General features: G+C 66.4%; 15 protein-coding genes, 1 tRNA gene and 1 other RNA gene. 12 read left to right on the top strand and 5 right to left on the bottom strand.

Features of this window, described 5'->3' with window-relative positions; all coding sequences use genetic code 11:
• Positions 1-14: 14 nt before the first annotated feature.
• The 8 genes from ACWGO6_RS01850 (at position 15) to dapF (ending at position 6,876) form a co-directional block, all read left to right on the top strand.
• Entirely contained in the window at positions 15-239 is a 225-nt protein-coding gene (locus ACWGO6_RS01850) for a DUF3046 domain-containing protein (protein WP_452325691.1), read from the top strand.
• Positions 240-508: 269 nt separating this feature from the next.
• Complete coding sequence (gene recA / locus ACWGO6_RS01845) at positions 509-1,558, top strand: recombinase RecA (RefSeq protein ID WP_105668419.1); 1,050 nt, start codon at positions 509-511, stop codon at positions 1,556-1,558.
• Positions 1,559-2,022: 464 nt separating this feature from the next.
• Positions 2,023-2,418, top strand: coding sequence for a regulatory protein RecX (locus ACWGO6_RS01840; RefSeq protein WP_452325690.1), 396 nt, complete (start codon positions 2,023-2,025; stop codon positions 2,416-2,418).
• Positions 2,419-2,467: 49 nt separating this feature from the next.
• Positions 2,468-4,015 carry a tRNA (N6-isopentenyl adenosine(37)-C2)-methylthiotransferase MiaB gene (gene miaB, locus ACWGO6_RS01835; RefSeq protein ID WP_452325689.1) on the top strand — a complete coding sequence of 516 codons (1,548 nt, stop codon included), beginning with the start codon at positions 2,468-2,470 and terminating at the stop codon, positions 4,013-4,015.
• On the top strand, positions 4,012-4,938 hold the full coding sequence (miaA, locus tag ACWGO6_RS01830) for a tRNA (adenosine(37)-N6)-dimethylallyltransferase MiaA (RefSeq protein WP_136043726.1): 927 nt from the start codon (positions 4,012-4,014) through the stop codon (positions 4,936-4,938). The genes miaB and miaA overlap by 4 nt, the downstream gene beginning before the upstream one ends.
• A gap of 42 nt (positions 4,939-4,980) precedes the next feature.
• Entirely contained in the window at positions 4,981-5,520 is a 540-nt protein-coding gene (locus ACWGO6_RS01825; RefSeq protein WP_452325688.1) for a dihydrofolate reductase family protein, read from the top strand.
• Positions 5,517-5,981, top strand: coding sequence for a GNAT family acetyltransferase (locus ACWGO6_RS01820; protein ID WP_136043728.1), 465 nt, complete (start codon positions 5,517-5,519; stop codon positions 5,979-5,981). The genes ACWGO6_RS01825 and ACWGO6_RS01820 overlap by 4 nt, the downstream gene beginning before the upstream one ends.
• Positions 5,982-6,003: 22 nt before the next feature.
• On the top strand, positions 6,004-6,876 hold the full coding sequence (gene dapF, locus ACWGO6_RS01815) for a diaminopimelate epimerase (protein WP_136043729.1): 873 nt from the start codon (positions 6,004-6,006) through the stop codon (positions 6,874-6,876).
• Positions 6,877-6,924: 48 nt separating this feature from the next.
• On the opposite strand, the gene ACWGO6_RS01810 is transcribed toward dapF, so the two are convergent.
• Entirely contained in the window at positions 6,925-7,572 is a 648-nt protein-coding gene (locus ACWGO6_RS01810; protein ID WP_136043730.1) for a class I SAM-dependent methyltransferase, read from the bottom strand.
• Positions 7,573-7,641: 69 nt separating this feature from the next.
• Between ACWGO6_RS01810 and hflX the strand changes: the two genes are divergently transcribed.
• Positions 7,642-9,153 (top strand): GTPase HflX, encoded by a 1,512-nt coding sequence (hflX, locus tag ACWGO6_RS01805; protein ID WP_452325687.1) that lies wholly within the window; start codon positions 7,642-7,644, stop codon positions 9,151-9,153.
• 6 nt (positions 9,154-9,159) lie between these two features.
• Here hflX and ACWGO6_RS01800 read toward each other — a convergent pair whose 3' ends face one another.
• On the bottom strand, positions 9,160-9,825 hold the full coding sequence (locus ACWGO6_RS01800; protein WP_136043732.1) for an SIMPL domain-containing protein: 666 nt from the start codon (positions 9,823-9,825) through the stop codon (positions 9,160-9,162).
• A 141-nt stretch (positions 9,826-9,966) separates the two neighbouring features.
• Here ACWGO6_RS01800 and ssrA point away from each other — a divergent pair.
• Positions 9,967-10,336, top strand: a transfer-messenger RNA (tmRNA) gene (gene ssrA, locus ACWGO6_RS01795).
• A gap of 77 nt (positions 10,337-10,413) precedes the next feature.
• On the opposite strand, the gene ACWGO6_RS01790 is transcribed toward ssrA, so the two are convergent.
• Positions 10,414-11,013: a hypothetical protein gene (locus ACWGO6_RS01790; RefSeq protein WP_136043733.1), complete on the bottom strand. Its 600-nt coding sequence runs from the start codon at positions 11,011-11,013 to the stop codon at positions 10,414-10,416.
• 135 nt (positions 11,014-11,148) lie between these two features.
• On the opposite strand from ACWGO6_RS01790, the gene ACWGO6_RS01785 reads away from it, so the two are divergent.
• Entirely contained in the window at positions 11,149-14,010 is a 2,862-nt protein-coding gene (locus ACWGO6_RS01785) for an HAD-IC family P-type ATPase (RefSeq protein WP_452325686.1), read from the top strand.
• Positions 14,011-14,034: 24 nt separating this feature from the next.
• On the opposite strand, the gene ACWGO6_RS01780 is transcribed toward ACWGO6_RS01785, so the two are convergent.
• Positions 14,035-14,607, bottom strand: a complete 573-nt coding sequence (locus ACWGO6_RS01780) for a hypothetical protein (RefSeq protein ID WP_452325685.1) — start codon at positions 14,605-14,607, stop codon at positions 14,035-14,037.
• A 20-nt stretch (positions 14,608-14,627) separates the two neighbouring features.
• Complete coding sequence (locus tag ACWGO6_RS01775; protein WP_452325684.1) at positions 14,628-15,425, bottom strand: inositol monophosphatase family protein; 798 nt, start codon at positions 15,423-15,425, stop codon at positions 14,628-14,630.
• Between the two features lie 154 nt (positions 15,426-15,579).
• On the opposite strand from ACWGO6_RS01775, the gene ACWGO6_RS01770 reads away from it, so the two are divergent.
• Positions 15,580-15,652 (top strand) — tRNA-Lys (locus tag ACWGO6_RS01770).
• Positions 15,653-15,938 lie beyond the last annotated feature (286 nt).

Below are 15,938 nucleotides of genomic sequence, written 5' to 3'. Positions count from 1 at the left end.
CGTGCGTGTGAGCAATGCGTCGTAGCGAGTTCCTTCGCGCCGTCGACACCGAGTTCCAAGCCCGAGCTTCTTCGCTGGTGAACGATCTCGGGTTGTCGGCCTTGCATGGCCGTACGGCACTCGAAGCTCTGGAAGACGGTACGCCGCCGCGGGAGATCTGGCTGGCGCTGTGCGCCGAGATGGACGTTCCCGAGAGCCGGCGACACGGTGTCGGACGGCAGGAGCCGCGCGGGCGCTGAACCCCGGCGGAATGTCCGCAGGTTACGGGACATGGCGCGCGATCTTCGGCGTGTCGTCGAAGATGTGTTCGAAACGGGCGTAGTCTTCTGCACAAGTGGTTCAGAGCTTCTGCTCTCCACCGAATGCGGGTTCACCGAGACGATGTCGGTGGCCTCTCGTACGGTGGAAAACAAGCCGAAGAGCCATACGCCTTGTCGGAGAGTTCTTCCCAACCGGGACGAGCCGCGACAGCCTACAGGCGGCACCACGCGCGCAGAAGGAGCACATCATGCCATCACCCGCCGACCGCGAGAAGTCCCTCGAGACCGCCCTCGCTCAGATCGATCGCCAGTTCGGAAAGGGCTCGGTCATGCGGCTGGGCAGCGATGAGCGCGCCCCCGTGGCCGTCATCCCCACCGGCTCCATCGCCCTCGACGTCGCCCTCGGCGTCGGAGGTCTCCCGCGTGGCCGTATCGTCGAGATCTACGGACCCGAGTCCTCGGGTAAGACGACCCTCACGCTGCACGCGATCGCCAACGCCCAGCGCGCCGGCGGCATCGCGGCTTTCATCGACGCGGAACACGCGCTCGACCCCGACTACGCGGCGAAGCTCGGCGTCGACATCGATGCACTTCTGGTGTCGCAGCCCGACACCGGTGAGCAGGCGCTGGAGATCGCCGACATGCTCGTGCGCTCGGGCGCCATCGACCTCATCGTCATCGACTCCGTCGCAGCGCTCGTGCCTCGCGCCGAGATCGAGGGAGAGATGGGTGATTCCCACGTGGGTCTGCAGGCGCGACTCATGTCGCAGGCGCTGCGCAAGCTGACCGGTGGTCTCAACCAGACCAACACCACCATGATCTTCATCAACCAGCTCCGTGAGAAGATCGGCGTCTTCTTCGGCTCGCCCGAGACCACAGCCGGTGGTAAGGCGCTGAAGTTCTACGCGTCGGTCCGCATGGACATCCGTCGTATCGAGACGCTGAAAGACGGAACCGATGCGGTCGGAAACCGCACCAGGGTCAAGGTCGTGAAGAACAAGATGGCCCCGCCCTTCAAGCAGGCGGAGTTCGACATCCTCTACGGTGTCGGCATCTCGCGCGAGGGCAGCCTGATCGACTTCGGCGTCGAGCACGCCATCGTGAAGAAGTCGGGTTCGTGGTACACCTACGACGGCGACCAGCTGGGTCAGGGCAAGGAGAACGCACGCACGTTCTTGCTCAACAACCCCGACATCGCGCTCGCGATCGAGACGCAGATCAAGCAGAAGCTCGGCATTGGCGGACCGGCGGCCGTGCCTGCTGCGGCAGACGAGCTCGCTGAGCGTCGTCCGGCCTGATGAATGACACTCGTGGGGGCGATCCTGACCGGATCGCCCCCATCATTCCCCTTTTCGGGCGGGCCACGAAGAATGTCGACCCGGTTTCGATAGCCGCGAGCGTTGGTGACGACAACTCTGGTGACTCTCCCGAGCGCGCAGCCGATGCAGGCCTGTGGCGGTCGACGTGGCATTCGCCCGACGGTGCCGCTCCCGCGGCGAACCGGGCCGAATCCGGTAGTCCGAGCGATCGTCATCCCGCGCGAGGGGCATCCGCCAGATCGGGTTCGCCGACATCGAGTTCCACGCCCCGACTTCATGCCCTCGGGGCTCTGACCGCGTCTCAGGACGGTATCGAGGAGTCGGTCGATTCCGACGAGATTCGAACCGCAGCCGAGGAATCCCTCGTGCGAAAGCTGCGGACCCGGTCCCTCTCGGTCTCCGAAGCCCGTCAGGCTCTCCGAGGGCACGGTCTGGAGAACGGCGTGATCGATGACGTGATCGAGGATTTCTGTCGTCGTGCCTACCTCGACGATGCTGCACTCGCCAGCTCTCTGGTCACGTCCGGTGTTGAGCGGAAGGGGCAGGGGAGGGTTGCGCTCGCGCGTGCGCTCGCTCAACGAGGTATTCCGCGGGACGTGATCGACGGTGCACTCGACGAGCTGCCGGATGACGACGATGAGCGCGCTCTGGAATTCGCGCGCACCAAGGCGCGCTCTTTGAGCCGACTCGACAATGACACTGCTCTCCGGCGTCTGGTGGGGCAGCTCTCACGGCGCGGATACAACGGGTCCGTGGCGATGAAGGCGGCCAAGCAGGCGCTGCGGGAGACAGGCTCAAATGCGTCGAGCTCCGGCGTCCGGTTCGTCGATTCGGAGTGAGTAGGCGACGCAGCAACCGCACCCGCACGGCTCGTAGAATGGGTCGATCATGACTATTCCGCGCAGTGAACCGACGATCATCAGCGCTTCGTCGGCAGCCGTCGACGAAGACGGCCGCCAGCGCTCGTACGAGGTGCGCACTTTCGGGTGCCAGATGAACGTGCACGACTCCGAACGGCTGTCCGGCTCGCTGGAGAGCGCCGGTTACGTCCGTGCTCTGGACGGCGCCGAAGCGGACGTCGTGATCATCAACACGTGCGCAGTTCGCGACAATGCCGCAGGAAAGCTCTACGGCACGCTCGGGCATCTCGCCTCCGTCAAGCGTCGCAAGGAGGGAATGCAGATCGCGGTCGGCGGCTGCCTTGCCCAGATGGACAAGCAGGCGGTCCTCGACAAGGCGCCCTGGGTCGACGTCGTGTTCGGCACGCACAACATGGGGTCGCTGCCCGGGCTGCTGGAGCGCGCGCGCCACAACGGCGATGCAGAGCTGGAGATCCTCGAGTCGCTCGAGGTCTTCCCGTCGACTCTTCCGACGAAGCGCGATTCGGCGCATAGCGGATGGGTGTCGATCTCGGTCGGCTGCAACAACACGTGCACGTTCTGCATCGTCCCGAGCCTGCGTGGCAAGGAGAAGGATCGGCGCCCCGGTGACATCCTGAACGAGATCCGGCTTTTGGTCGAAGACGGCGCCATCGAGGTCACGCTCCTCGGGCAGAACGTGAATTCCTACGGTGTGGAATTCGGCGACCGGCAGGCGTTCGGAAAGCTGCTGCGTGCGGCCGGCGAGATCGAGGGGCTCGAGCGCATCCGCTTCACGAGCCCTCACCCCGCTGCGTTCACCGACGACGTGATCGACGCCATGGCTGAGACTCCGAGTGTGATGCCGCAACTGCACATGCCGCTGCAGTCCGGCAGCGATCGAATCCTCAAAGCGATGCGACGGTCGTACCGCAGCGAGCGCTTCCTCGGGATTCTCGATCGTGTTCGCGCGCGCATCCCGAACGCCTCGATCACGACCGATATCATCGTCGGTTTCCCTGGTGAGACGGATGAGGACTTCGAAGACACGATGCGCGTCGTCGAACAGTCCCGCTTCGCGTCGGCCTTCACCTTCCAGTACTCGATCCGAGAGGGCACTCCCGCCGCGACGATGGAGGACCAGGTGCCCAAGGAGGTCGTCCAGGAACGGTACAACCGCCTGATCGCACTCCAGGAGCGAATCTCCCTGGAAGAGAACCAGAAGCAGGTCGGGCGCCAGGTCGAGGTGCTCGTCTCGACCGGCGAAGGTAAGAAGGACGCCGAGACGCACCGCCTCACCGGCCGCGCCGAAGACAATCGCCTGGTCCACTTCGAGGTCACGGCCGGCTCAGACCTGCCGCGCCCCGGCGACATCGTGACCGTGACCGTCACGCGTGCGGCCCCCTTCCACCTGCTCGCGGATGACTCGACCGGAGCACGGTTGCAGATCCGTCGGACGCGCGGGGGCGACGCATGGGATCGCTCGCAGGCGGAGTCGTGTGCGGTTCCGACGCCGGCGTCGGATGGCGGCCCTCGTGCCGTGTCGCTCGGCTTGCCCACACTTCGCGTCGGGGTGTGAGCGAACCGCGCCTCTGGGCGATCGTCGGAGCAACCGGGACAGGGAAGAGCGACCTCGCGCTCGACCTGGCGGAAGCGCTCCGTGCTCGCGGCAATCCGGCCGAGGTGGTGAACGCCGACGCGATGCAGCTGTATCGCGGGATGGACATCGGCACTGCGAAGCTGCCCCTGGCTGAGCGACGCGGAATCCCGCACCATCTCTTCGACGTGCGCGAGGTCTACGAGGAGGCCGCAGTCGCGTGGTATCAGCCGGTGGCTCGAGAAGCGATCGACGCGATCCATCGGCGAGGCGGCGACGCGATCCTCGTCGGGGGCTCCGGTCTGTACGTGTCGAGCGTCGTGTACGAGTTCCACTTCCCGCCGCGCGACGCCGCGATCCGGGAACGTCTCGAGCGCGAGTTGGAATCCGAGGGTCTCGAGGGCCTGCTCGAACGTCTCCGCGCGCAAGACCCTGCGGCTGCGGCGAAGGTCGACCCGCGCAACAGCCGGCGCGTCATCAGAGCGCTCGAGGTTCTCGAGCAGGGAAGCAGCACGCACGGCGCCGCGCTCCCCGAACGCCCCGTCCTGTGGCATCCTCGGACACGCGTGATCGGCCTGCACGTCGAACGGCAGGACCTGGTGGCGCGCCTCGATGCCCGTGTAGAGCGGATGTGGGAGGCAGGTCTCGTCGCGGAGGTCGCCGATCTGCGCGCGCAGGGCCTCGAACGCGGTATCACGGCTCCGCGGGCCATCGGCTACGCCCAGGCGCTGGGGCAGCTCGACGGCGCCCTCACCGAAGCCGACGCCATCGCACAGACACAGGCACTCACCCGCCGTTACGCGCGGCGGCAGGTGTCGTGGTTCAAGCGGTATCCGGAGCTGGAGTGGTGGTCCGCACCCGCCGATGCGGAGGCGCTGCTTCGCACCGGAACCGCCTCGGACTGACCGAACTTCCGCGATGTCGGTGAGGGCTGCGAGGCTGGGTGCATGACCACCCACTTCTTCACTGCCTCCAGCCTCGACGGCTTCATCGCGACGGACGAGCACTCGCTCGACTGGCTGCTGACGCAAGACGTCGATCCCGATGGCCCGATGGGCTACAACGCGTTCGAGAAGAACATCGGCGCGCTGGCGATGGGGTCGTCCACGTACGAATGGGTGATGAAGCACGAAGAAGGGCGATGGGGCTATACCCAGCCCACCTGGGTGTTCACGCACCGTGAGATCCCGCTCCCTGGTGGTGCCGATGTGCGGCTGACACGCGACGACGTGAGAAGTGTGCACGCCGAGATGCTCGCTGCTGCCGCGGATAAAGACATCTGGGTCGTCGGTGGGGGAGACCTCGCTGGGCAGTTCGCCGACGCGGGACTGCTGGATGAAATCTGGGTGCAGTATGCGCCCGTGACGCTGGGGTCCGGCGCGCCGCTGCTCCCGCGCAGGCTCGATCTGGAGCTCCTGGAGGTCGCACGCAACCGGAATTTCCTCTGTGGACGCTACGCCGTCGTCTCGACGGGAGCTACGGCGTGAGCGGGTCGGCCGAGCCGCGGGAAGACGCGGCCGCCGAGTGGACGGTTCGTGCTTTCGAGGAGGCTGACACGGAGGCTGTCGTCGTGCTCTGGGAAGAAGCAGGACTCACGCGGCCGTGGAACGATCCGCACCTCGACATCGAACGCAAGCTCGCGGTGCAGCCGGACGGCTTCCTCGTCGCCACGACGCAGGACGCTGAAGTGGTCGGATCGGTGATGGCCGGATACGACGGTCATCGCGGGTGGCTGTACTATCTCGCCACGGCAAGTTCGCACCGTGGCCTCGGAATCGCACGGGCACTCGTGGGGGAGGCCGAGCGTGTGCTTGAGGCGATGGGATGCCCGAAGGTGCAGCTCATGGTCAGGGAGGGAAATGAGGGTGTTCTCGGCTTCTACGACTCGCTCGGCTACGAGCGCTTCACTGTATTGAACACGGGCAAGCGCCTCGTCTCCGACCAGTAGTCGCCTTCTCTAGACTGGGGGGATGGTCGCATTCACCAAGGGTCACGGCACGGGCAACGACTTCATCATCATCGCCGATCCCGACGGGGCGCTCGATCTGACGGTGGAGCAGGTCGCGGTGCTGTGCGATCGCCACTTCGGAATCGGCGCCGATGGCATCCTTCGGGTCGTCCGCTCTGCGGCCATCCCCGACGGCGCGGCTGCGCTCGCGGAGGAACCCGCGGCCGAGTGGTTCATGGACTACCGCAACGCCGACGGCTCGATCGCAGAGATGTGCGGCAACGGCATCCGGGTGTTCGCGCACTACCTCGTGCGTGCAGGACTCGCGACCATCGAACCGGGATCGACGTTGCCGATCGGTACTCGAGCCGGTGTGCGCGACGTGACCCGTGGCGCCGCGGGATATCAGGTCGACCTCGGCCTGTGGAAGCTCTCCGGAGACGATCCGCTGGTGCGCGTCGACGGACTGCCGGTCACCCGCCCCGGTCTCGGAATCAACGTCGGCAACCCTCACGTGATCGTGGCGATCGCGTCCGAACACGAACTCGCGTCGCTCGAGTTGCATCGCACGCCGGACCTCGACCCCGTTCTGCCTGCTGGCTCCAACGTCGAGTTCGTCGTTCCGGGCGAGCCGTTGGTGCGCGACGGAGTCGGGCACGTCCGCATGCGTGTGTTCGAGCGTGGCGTCGGTGAGACCTTGAGCTGTGGCACCGGTGTGGCCGCCACCGCACTCGCCGTGCGGTACTGGGCGGGGGAGAATGCGCCGAACAACTGGCAGGTCGAGGTGCCAGGCGGAACTCTCGGAGTGCGCATGTTCCCGGCAGAAGACGGAGAGCACGTCGCCCTGTCGGGTCCGGCGCAACTCGTCTACAGCGGAGAGATCGACCTGCTCTGACGGGAGCCTGACGCGGCCGACGCCAATAGCGAGCCGCCGACGAAGCGGTCAGAGTCCGGATAGCGCGATCGGCTCGGTCGGCGGTGTCCCATGCTTGCGTACCTTGAGGATGCGGTAGCCCTTGCCGGTGGCAGTGCGGAAGACGCTGTAGCCGGGGTGGAAGGTCGAGCCGATCCAGCGCTGCAGCGAATCGGCACCGAGATTGCGCTGGACCACGAGCCAGGCATCGCTGCGCTCGTCGAGCCTCGGTATCCACCGTTCAAGCAGGCCGTGCAGCTCGTTCTTGCCGACGCGGATGGGCGGGTTCGAGCGGATCGTGCGGAACGTGATGTGCTCGGGAACATCGTCGGGCAGAGATGCGTTGATATTGGTGAGCCCGAGGGAGGCGGCATTGCGCCGAACCAGATCGAGGGCACGCTCGTTCACATCGACGGCCCAGATCGTCGCATGCGGTGCGGCGAGGGCCATCGAGATGCTGACGGGGCCCCAACCGCTGCCGAGGTCGAGAAGGTTGCCTCCCGGGGGAACCGGGGGCATGTTGGCGAGGAGCACTGCAGTGCCGGCATCCAGCCGATCCGGGCTGAAGACGCCACCCGCGGTGGTGACTTCCAGCTCTCGGCCTGCGAGCGATACACGGATCCTGCGCAGATTCTCGGGGCTTGCCGGGGCCGCAGTGAAGTAGTGGTCAGACCCCATACGGTGAGCGTACCGGACAGCGCGGGCTAAGGTTAAGGCTCGCTACAAAACCCCAGAGACAAGGAACGGATGACGGATACCACGACACCCTCCAACGGCGACAACACCGTCGATCGCGTGCTCGCGAACGCAGAGAAGCGCTCGGACCTCCACGTGTTCGGAGCAGCACAGGCGCTGCAGGACGAGTCGACCGCCGCGCACGCCAGCACGGACGGGGCGCAATGGGACCTCGAGGACCGTCACGCGCTCCGTCGCGTGGGCGGACTCTCGACCGAGCTCGAAGACGTCACCGAGGTCGAGTACCGCCAGCTGCGCCTGGAGAACGTCGTGCTCGTCGGCGTGTACCCGCAGGGTGCTCAGGAGGATGCCGAGAATTCGTTGCGCGAGCTCGCCGCGTTGGCGGAGACCGCGGGTGCTGTCGTTCTCGACGGTGTCCTGCAGCGCCGCCCGCACCCCGATGCGGCCACGTATCTCGGGCGTGGCAAGGCTCAGGAGCTCAAGGACATCGTCGCCGCGGTCGGGGCCGACACCGTCATCGCCGACACAGAACTGGCACCGAGCCAACGACGCGCGCTCGAGGATGTCGTCAAAGTGAAGGTCATCGACCGCACGACCGTGATCCTCGACATCTTCAGCCAACATGCGAAGAGCCGCGAGGGCAAGGCCCAGGTCGAACTCGCTCAGCTCGAGTATCTGCTCCCTCGTCTTCGCGGCTGGGGTGACTCCATGAGCCGCCAGGCCGGTGGCCAGGTCGGTGCCGGCGGTGCGGGCATGGGCTCCCGCGGCCCCGGTGAGACCAAGATCGAGCTCGACCGGCGACGGATCCGCACCAAGATGGCTCTCCTGCGTCGACAGATCCGTGACTTCGGGCCGGCTCGGGAGGCGAAGCGTGCTGAGCGCAAGCGCAACACGATCCCTTCGGTGGCGATCGCGGGTTACACCAACGCGGGCAAGTCGAGTCTGCTCAACGCGCTCACCAGCGCCGGCGTCCTGGTCGAGAACGCCCTGTTCGCGACGCTGGACGCGACCGTGCGCCGTTCGGAGACCGAAGACGGCCGTGTCTACACGCTGACCGACACCGTCGGTTTCGTCCGCAACCTCCCGCATCAGCTCGTCGAGGCCTTCCGGTCGACGCTGGAGGAGGTCGGAGAGGCTGACGTCGTGCTGCACGTCGTCGATGCGTCGCACCCCGACCCGGCCGGTCAACTGCAGACGGTGCGCGATGTGCTGGGCGATGTCGGTGTGCGGGACCTCCCGGAAATCGTCGTCTTCAACAAGGCCGACCTGATCGACGACGACGAGCGACTGGTGCTCCGCGGTCTGCAACCGCATGCGCACTTCGTGTCGTCACGGTCCGGAGAGGGCATCGCAGAACTGCGGGCCGTCATCGAGGAAGCCCTCCCGAAGCCGGCGATCGAGGTTCACGCGGTGATCCCCTACGATCGCGGCGACCTCGTGGCGGCCATCCATGAGACAGGGATGCTCCTCGGGGTGGAGCATCAGGAGGCCGGCACGGCTGTGCACGCACGAGTGTCCGAACGCCTCGCGGCAGAACTCGCCCCCTTCACTGTCGGCAGCTGACGCGCCTCAGCGGGCGAGGAAGCGCGCCTCGACCGTCGCGGAGATGACGATCTCCTCCGGCTCGTATTCCATGGCAGGGGCTGCGTCGGCGGCGAATCCCACCCCTCCACGGGCTTTCATCATGGGTGCACCCGGCATCGGCTGCCCGCTCGAGATGAGGCCGACGTCGGCGATCTCGAGCGGCGTGACCTCGTCGAGGCCGAGAGCCCCCGCATAGGCTTTGGCGCGAGTCACGGCGGCGCTGACGGCCTCGGCGGCCACCTCCCGCTCGACCTGAGTTCGCGTCACGGGGGTGAGGTGCCAATCCACCCACCCCACATCGACGCCGTCCCACGGAGAGATGTCGGACACCCAGATCGAGAGCTCGGATGCTTCGGCGAACGTCGCGGTGAAGTCGATGCTCGCGTAATAGACGGGTGCGAGGCGCTTGCCGTCGTTGTTCCACGGGCGCTCGGCTCGCACGGAGAGTCGCTTGCTGGTCCAATCGACGATGCTGCCCGCGTCTGCCCGTTCGGTGATGCTGCCGCGCACGGGCTCGGCCAGCCGCATCACGTGTTCGACGACGGTCGTTCGCTCGGAACCCTCCGCCCGCACGCTCACACGGATGGTGGCGCGCTCGGGGGCGATACGCGCCTCGTGCTCGCCGCGGACGGTGACGGTGACTTCGCTCATGGGCCGACTCTACGCCAGCAGTTCCGACCTCCACGGAATGGCGGAGAGCCGGGGAACGTTGTAGTCTGTGATGCTCGGGTGTTCGTCGCTCGAGATGGTAATTCCACAGTGTGACAGCGGCTCCTTCGAGAGAAGGACCACGGGGCTGATCGGTTTCGACAGCGCCTGTGAATCCACGAGAAGCGGGCCGAGGATGCAGAGTTATCTCGTTAACGCTCTCTGCAAAAAAATAGTTGCCGAAACCAAGCGCAACGACTTCGCCCTCGCTGCATAAGCGAGCCCGATAGTCCGTCAGGCCGTATGTGATTCCGATACGGATCCTGGCGTCATTTAGGAATCTTGCTGCGTGATGGCGTCTGGACGTCACGTGGGACTCTTCCCAGGCTGGGCTCGTCGACTTAGGTGTCTGTGACAAAGGTCGGAGCCGAGTAGAACGTCTTCACAGACTGCGCCCGGAGAAGGCGTGGAGACTCAGCGTTGGACGGGGGTTCGATTCCCCCCAGCTCCACCAAGCCGTTGTCACAGAAGAAGCCCCGTGCTCTCCTTTTCAAGGAGGTCACGGGGCTTCTTCGTGTGCGGGAAAGGGGGTCATTCCACCGTCTGCGTGTAGGGCACCGTGAGAACGGCGTCCGCATAGCCCGCCGCGGAGAAGCGGATCGTGATGATGCCGTCCCAGAAGGCGCTCCCGCCGTTCGGCGTCTCCGCGCCATACATGATGGGTTTCGATGTGTCACCGTCGTAGATCGACACAGTCGGAATCGACGTCGTCCCTGCCGCCGCGGAATTGCCGAGGACGACGGTGGGGTGGAGCTGGTTGTCGGGTGCTCCCTGCAGGTAGGTCCAGCCGGTGACACCGGCGTCGATGGGCGGGGTGCCTCCACCATAGACATACATACCCTGTGCACCCGCGTTGTCTCCCGTGCCCTGCCAGGTGATCGTCGCCGTCACATCGGTCGGGGCCGGAGCAGCGGGGGAGAGCACGAGCTGACCGGACAGGGTGAATTCCGAACTCCACTGCGGACCGGTGAAAGTGAGGACGACACCGGTCGCGTCGAGCGCGCCGCCACTCGCCGCGTGGGCCGGCGTGGCGACGGTGAGGGCGACAACGGGAACCGACCACGCTGCGGCACCGATCACGGTGCGGCGAGAGATTGCGGGACGGGCCGGGAGAGAAGGTTCGTCGAGCACGGAGCATCCTTGGGGAGAGATGAAACGTCCGACAGCAGAGGGCCTCGGTGCGTGCAAGAGAGTAGCAGAGACGAGCGGATGGGGAAGCGCGAGGGGCCTCCGCTGGTTTCGACGGGGGGACCTATATTGAGGTCTGTGGAATCGACCCCCGAAACCGTCTCGACCGGTCTCACCCGAGCCGAGGTCGTCGAGCGCGTCGCGTCCGGGAGGACGAACGCCTTCGTGGCGGACACGAGCCGAAGCGCGTGGAGCATCGTGCGCGCGAACGTGTTCACGCTCTTCAACGGCATCGTCTTCGCGTGCTTCTTCGTCCTCTTCCTGGTCGGGCGTTGGCAGGATGCGCTCTTCGGGCTCGCGGCCTTCGCAAACGCGATCATCGGCTGTGTTCAGGAGTTCCGAGCGAAGTCGGCCCTCGATCGCCTCGCGCTGATGAACGCACCGCGTGCGCTGGTGCTCAGGGACGGTGCCGAGGAGCAGATCGCCCCCACCGAGGTGGTGCTCGACGACGTGCTCGTCTTCCGCGCCGGTGAGCAGGTGCCCGCCGACGCTCGGATCTTGACGGCGCGTGGGCTGCAGATCGATGAGTCGATGCTGACCGGCGAGTCGGACCCGGTGGAGAAACAGCCGGGCGACGAGGCGCTATCGGGCGCGGTGGTCGTCGCCGGCGAGGGCACCGCGCAGGCGACCCGCGTGGGCGCCGACTCTTATGCCAACCACTTCGCGGGTGAAGCGAAGCGCTTCTCGCTCGTCTCCAGCGAGCTCCGTTCGTCGGTCAACCGGGTCCTGAAGTGGGTTAGCTGGGTGATCGGACCGGTGGGGCTGCTCGTCCTGAACGCGCAGATCATCGTCACCGGCGGATACGCCACCGTCTTCTCCAGCGGCGCCTGGGTGCAGGCCGTCGTGAACACCATCGCCGCACTGACAGCCATGATCCCGCTCGGGCTGGTGCTCATGACGAGCATCGCCTTCGCCGTCGGCGCATCGAAGCTGGCGCGGAGGCAGGTTCTCGTGAATGAACTGCCCGCGGTCGAGGGGCTCGCGCGGGTCGACGTCGTCTGCCTCGACAAGACGGGAACCCTGACTGTCGGGGAGATCGGGTTCGACGAAGCTCACCGACTCACCGGCGTCACGTCCGAGCGTGCGGAGGCTGCAGCAGCGGCGCTGGGCTGGTATGCCGCGTCTCCGGATGCGAATGCCACGGCGCGATCGATGCGATCGGCATATCCGGCCGGGTCTCCGCTCACGGTCGCGGAGTACATCCCGTTCTCCTCCGCGCGCAAGTGGAGCGCGGTCTCCTTCGAGGAGGTTGCAGGGACCTGGGTGATGGGTGCACCGGAGATGGTGTTCGGCGATGCCGCGACCTCGAACGGGACCGAGCTCGGGCGCACTGTCACCGCCCTCGCAGAGACCGGACGTCGCACGCTGGTCCTCGGACACGCGGAAACGGCGCTGTCCGAGGCGGATGTCGATGCCGAGCGGCTTCCGGATGCTGTGACCGCTTCCATCGTCCTGACCTTCCGCGAGCAGGTCCGTCCCGACGCCGCCCAGACGCTCGAGTACTTCGCGCGGCAGGATGTGGGCATCCGGATCATCTCGGGCGATAACCCGCGCACTGTCGCGGCGATCGCGCGCGAGGTGGGGTTGGACGTCGCCGAGGGCTTCGATGCACGTCGCCTTCCCGACGACGACGTCGAACTCGCAGACGTGCTCGACACGCACATGGTGTTCGGACGCGTCTCGCCCGAGCAGAAGAAGCGCATGGTCTCGGCCTTGCAGAGCCGCGGGCACACCGTGGCGATGACCGGAGACGGTGTCAACGATGCTCTCGCGATCAAAGCCGCCGACATCGGCATCGCGATGAACTCGGGGTCGCCCGCCACGAAGGCCGTGGCGCGGCTGGTGCTGCTCGACGGTCAGTTCTCGCACCTGCCCGATGTCGTCGCGGAAGGGCGCCAGGTCATCGCGAACATCGAACGCGTCTCGATGCTCTTCCTGAACAAGACCGTGTACGCCACGCTGCTCGCGATCATCTTCGGGGTGTTCGTGCTCGAGTTCCCGTTCCTCCCGCGTCAGCTCTCCATCACCGACGGCCTCACGATCGGCATCCCGGCGTTCTTCCTCGCGCTCATGCCCAACGCGGCGCGCTATGTGCCCGGGTTCCTCCGGCGGTCGTTGAGCTTCGCCATCCCCTCGGGGATCGTCGTGGCGCTCGGCCTCACGTGGTTCACCTTCGTCGCGCGCGGGCTCGGGGCAGACGAAGAGCAGCTGCGCACCGGAGCGACCGTCATCCTCGCCGTCGTCGGCATCTGGGTGCTGGCTGTGCTCGCCCGCCCCCTCAACCGTTTCAAGGTGCTCGTCGTGGGAGCGATGTTCGTCCTGCTCATCGCCGTGTTCTCGCTTCCCCTCGCGCGACGGTTCTTCGTCCTCGTCGATCCGGGGGAAGACGTCGCGATCGCGCTCACCGGGATCACGATCGTGATGGTTGCTGCGATCGAGCTGGTGCGCATCGTGCATCGCCGGCTCGTCCTGAGGGAGGAGCCGACAACGGTGCCTGCACCGGCGGCCGAGCCGGGCGTCGGTGCCGATCGTGGGCTGGCGACGGTCATCACGACGACGGTCGCGGTGCTCTCCTACGTGTTCGGGATCCTCGCGACGGGCTTCGGCATCGTGGTCTTCCTCGGACGCTACGATCCGGACGTGAGCGCCTCCGCGTTCTCGCTCGCGGGCGCGGCCATCGCGCTGTTCGGCCTGCTGGTGTTCGCGGTCGCCGCCGGTGTCCGCCGGGGAAGTGGGCTCTCGCGGCTGCTGCTCACGATCTTCCTCGGGGTCGTGATCGCGCTCAGTGCGGTCGTCCTCGTCTTCGGAGATCGGTGGGACTGGGGAGCAGCCGTCACCGCCGTGGTCGCTGCCCTCATCGTCGTCCTGCTGTGGACGCCACCGGTCGCCCGGGGGTTCCGGCCCGTCCTCGAGAGCTCGATGGGGAGGGCAGCGCCGTAGCGACGTCGCGAGCTCGAGTGGAGCTCAGCCGGTCCACTCGATGAGGATCAAGCCTTGACGCGTGTCCGCGAACCGGACCCATCCGTCTCCGAACAGATAGGTCATCCCGTAACCGTCTTCATCGAGTCCCATCGCGTATCGCGGATCCTCTGTGAAGTAGACGCCGTCGGAGCCGTCTTCCCGTTTCCAGCCCTCGGCGAGGAGACCGGCCTGAGCCTGTGCGGCATCCTCCGTGCTCAGGGCCGACCAACCATAGAGCTGCCCGTGGTCGGACGCGACGCTGTAGTCGGCCCAGAAGCACAGCAGCCCGTCGGTCAACTCCTCGCCCCCGACGACGAACTCCTTCGGTTGTGCCGTCCATCCCATATCGGTGAACGCCGAGACCGTTCCCTCCGAGATCATGGATTCGCACGTGAGCTCTGCGGGACGCTCCGGCGCGCTCGAGCTCGCGGGCTCGGGCGTCGCAACGGGGCTGGGGGCGACGGCCTCTGCCGTGGGTGTGGGTGTGGCCGGCGGCTCCGCAGGTGCTCCGCACGCCGTCAGTGCCACCAGAAGCAACAGGACGCCGGCAGCGGCGGACATGTTGCGGGGGGTCATGGTGCGTCTCGTGATTCGGGTCAGTCGTGCAAGAGGTTCAGGAACTCTTCGTGAAGGGTGCCGTTGGTGGCGAGTGTCGAGCGCGCCGATATCGTCTCGGCGCCGTCGATAGCCGTCATGCGTCCTCCGGCCTCCCGGACGATCGGCACCGCTGCGGCGATGTCGTACTCCTTGACGTCGAATTCGGCGACCATATCGATGCGCCCCTCGGCGAGAAGCATGTAGGAGTACACATCGCCATATGCGCGGTCGCGCCAGACGCGCGCCGCGACTCTGAGGAGAGTGTCGAGTCGTCCCGCGTCGGACCACTGCGCGATGCTCTGGAAGCTCACGCTGGCATCGTCGAGTGATGACACGGCGGAGACCTGGAGTCGGCGGGGCTCGCCGTCGGCGGCCGTCCAGGAGCCTTGGCCGTCGGCTGCCCACCAGCGTCTGCCGAGTGCCGGCATGCTGACGACACCGACCTGGGGGACACCATCGATAGCGAGAGCGATCATCGTGCCCCACAGCGGAACGCCGCGGAGGAAGTTCGCCGTGCCGTCGATGGGGTCGATGATCCACTGCCGGTGGGTCCCGCCCTGCGCGCCGAACTCCTCGCCGAAGATTCCGTCGTCGGGTCGTTCGGTCTCGAGGATGGCGCGGATCGCACGCTCCGTGGCGAGGTCGGCGTCGGTCACATGCGACTTGTCGGCCTTGGTCGAGACCTCGAGGTCGGCGGCGTCGAACCGCGGGAGCGACTGGGCGTCGGCGGCGTCGGCGAGGCGGAGAGCGAGGAGGAGATCGCTGCGCAGGTCATCGGCGTGAGGGGAGGCGGTCACGCTCCCAGGATAGTCGGCGGGACAACGGGCGCTGAGGGCCGAACGGCCATGTTTCCGAGTGCGACGGGGACCGGCACGCCCGGGCCCGGCTCGATTTCGCATGGGGCCGGTCGGCTGGTAATGTAATTCCTCGGTCGGGGTTATCCCGGGCCACGCACCTCTAGCTCAATCGGCAGAGCAACTGACTCTTAATCAGTGGGTTCTCGGTTCAAGTCCGAGGGGGTGCACGGATAAGCCTCGGAAACTCTCGCCAGTTTCCGGGGCTTTTCTGCTTTCTTGTGGATGTGGGTGCGTTCGCCGATCCGGTCGGCCCCGACTCCGCGATTCTGGGGACTCGCAGAGAATGCCGTTATATCGCGTAATGGGTCCTCTTCAGGGCCGTCTCTCACACGGGGACAACCGCGTCGCCGTCATCGAATGGGCCGCTGTGAAGTAGCGCATCCGAGGCGGTGGGGCTTCGACAAGAAACTGGGGAACACCGTGTACAGAAGAGACCGACGCGCTCGCGCGCGA

The sequence above is a fragment of the Microbacterium sp. NPDC055665 genome (assembly GCF_053618035.1).
This window is presented reverse-complemented; position numbering and strand designations above follow the sequence as displayed.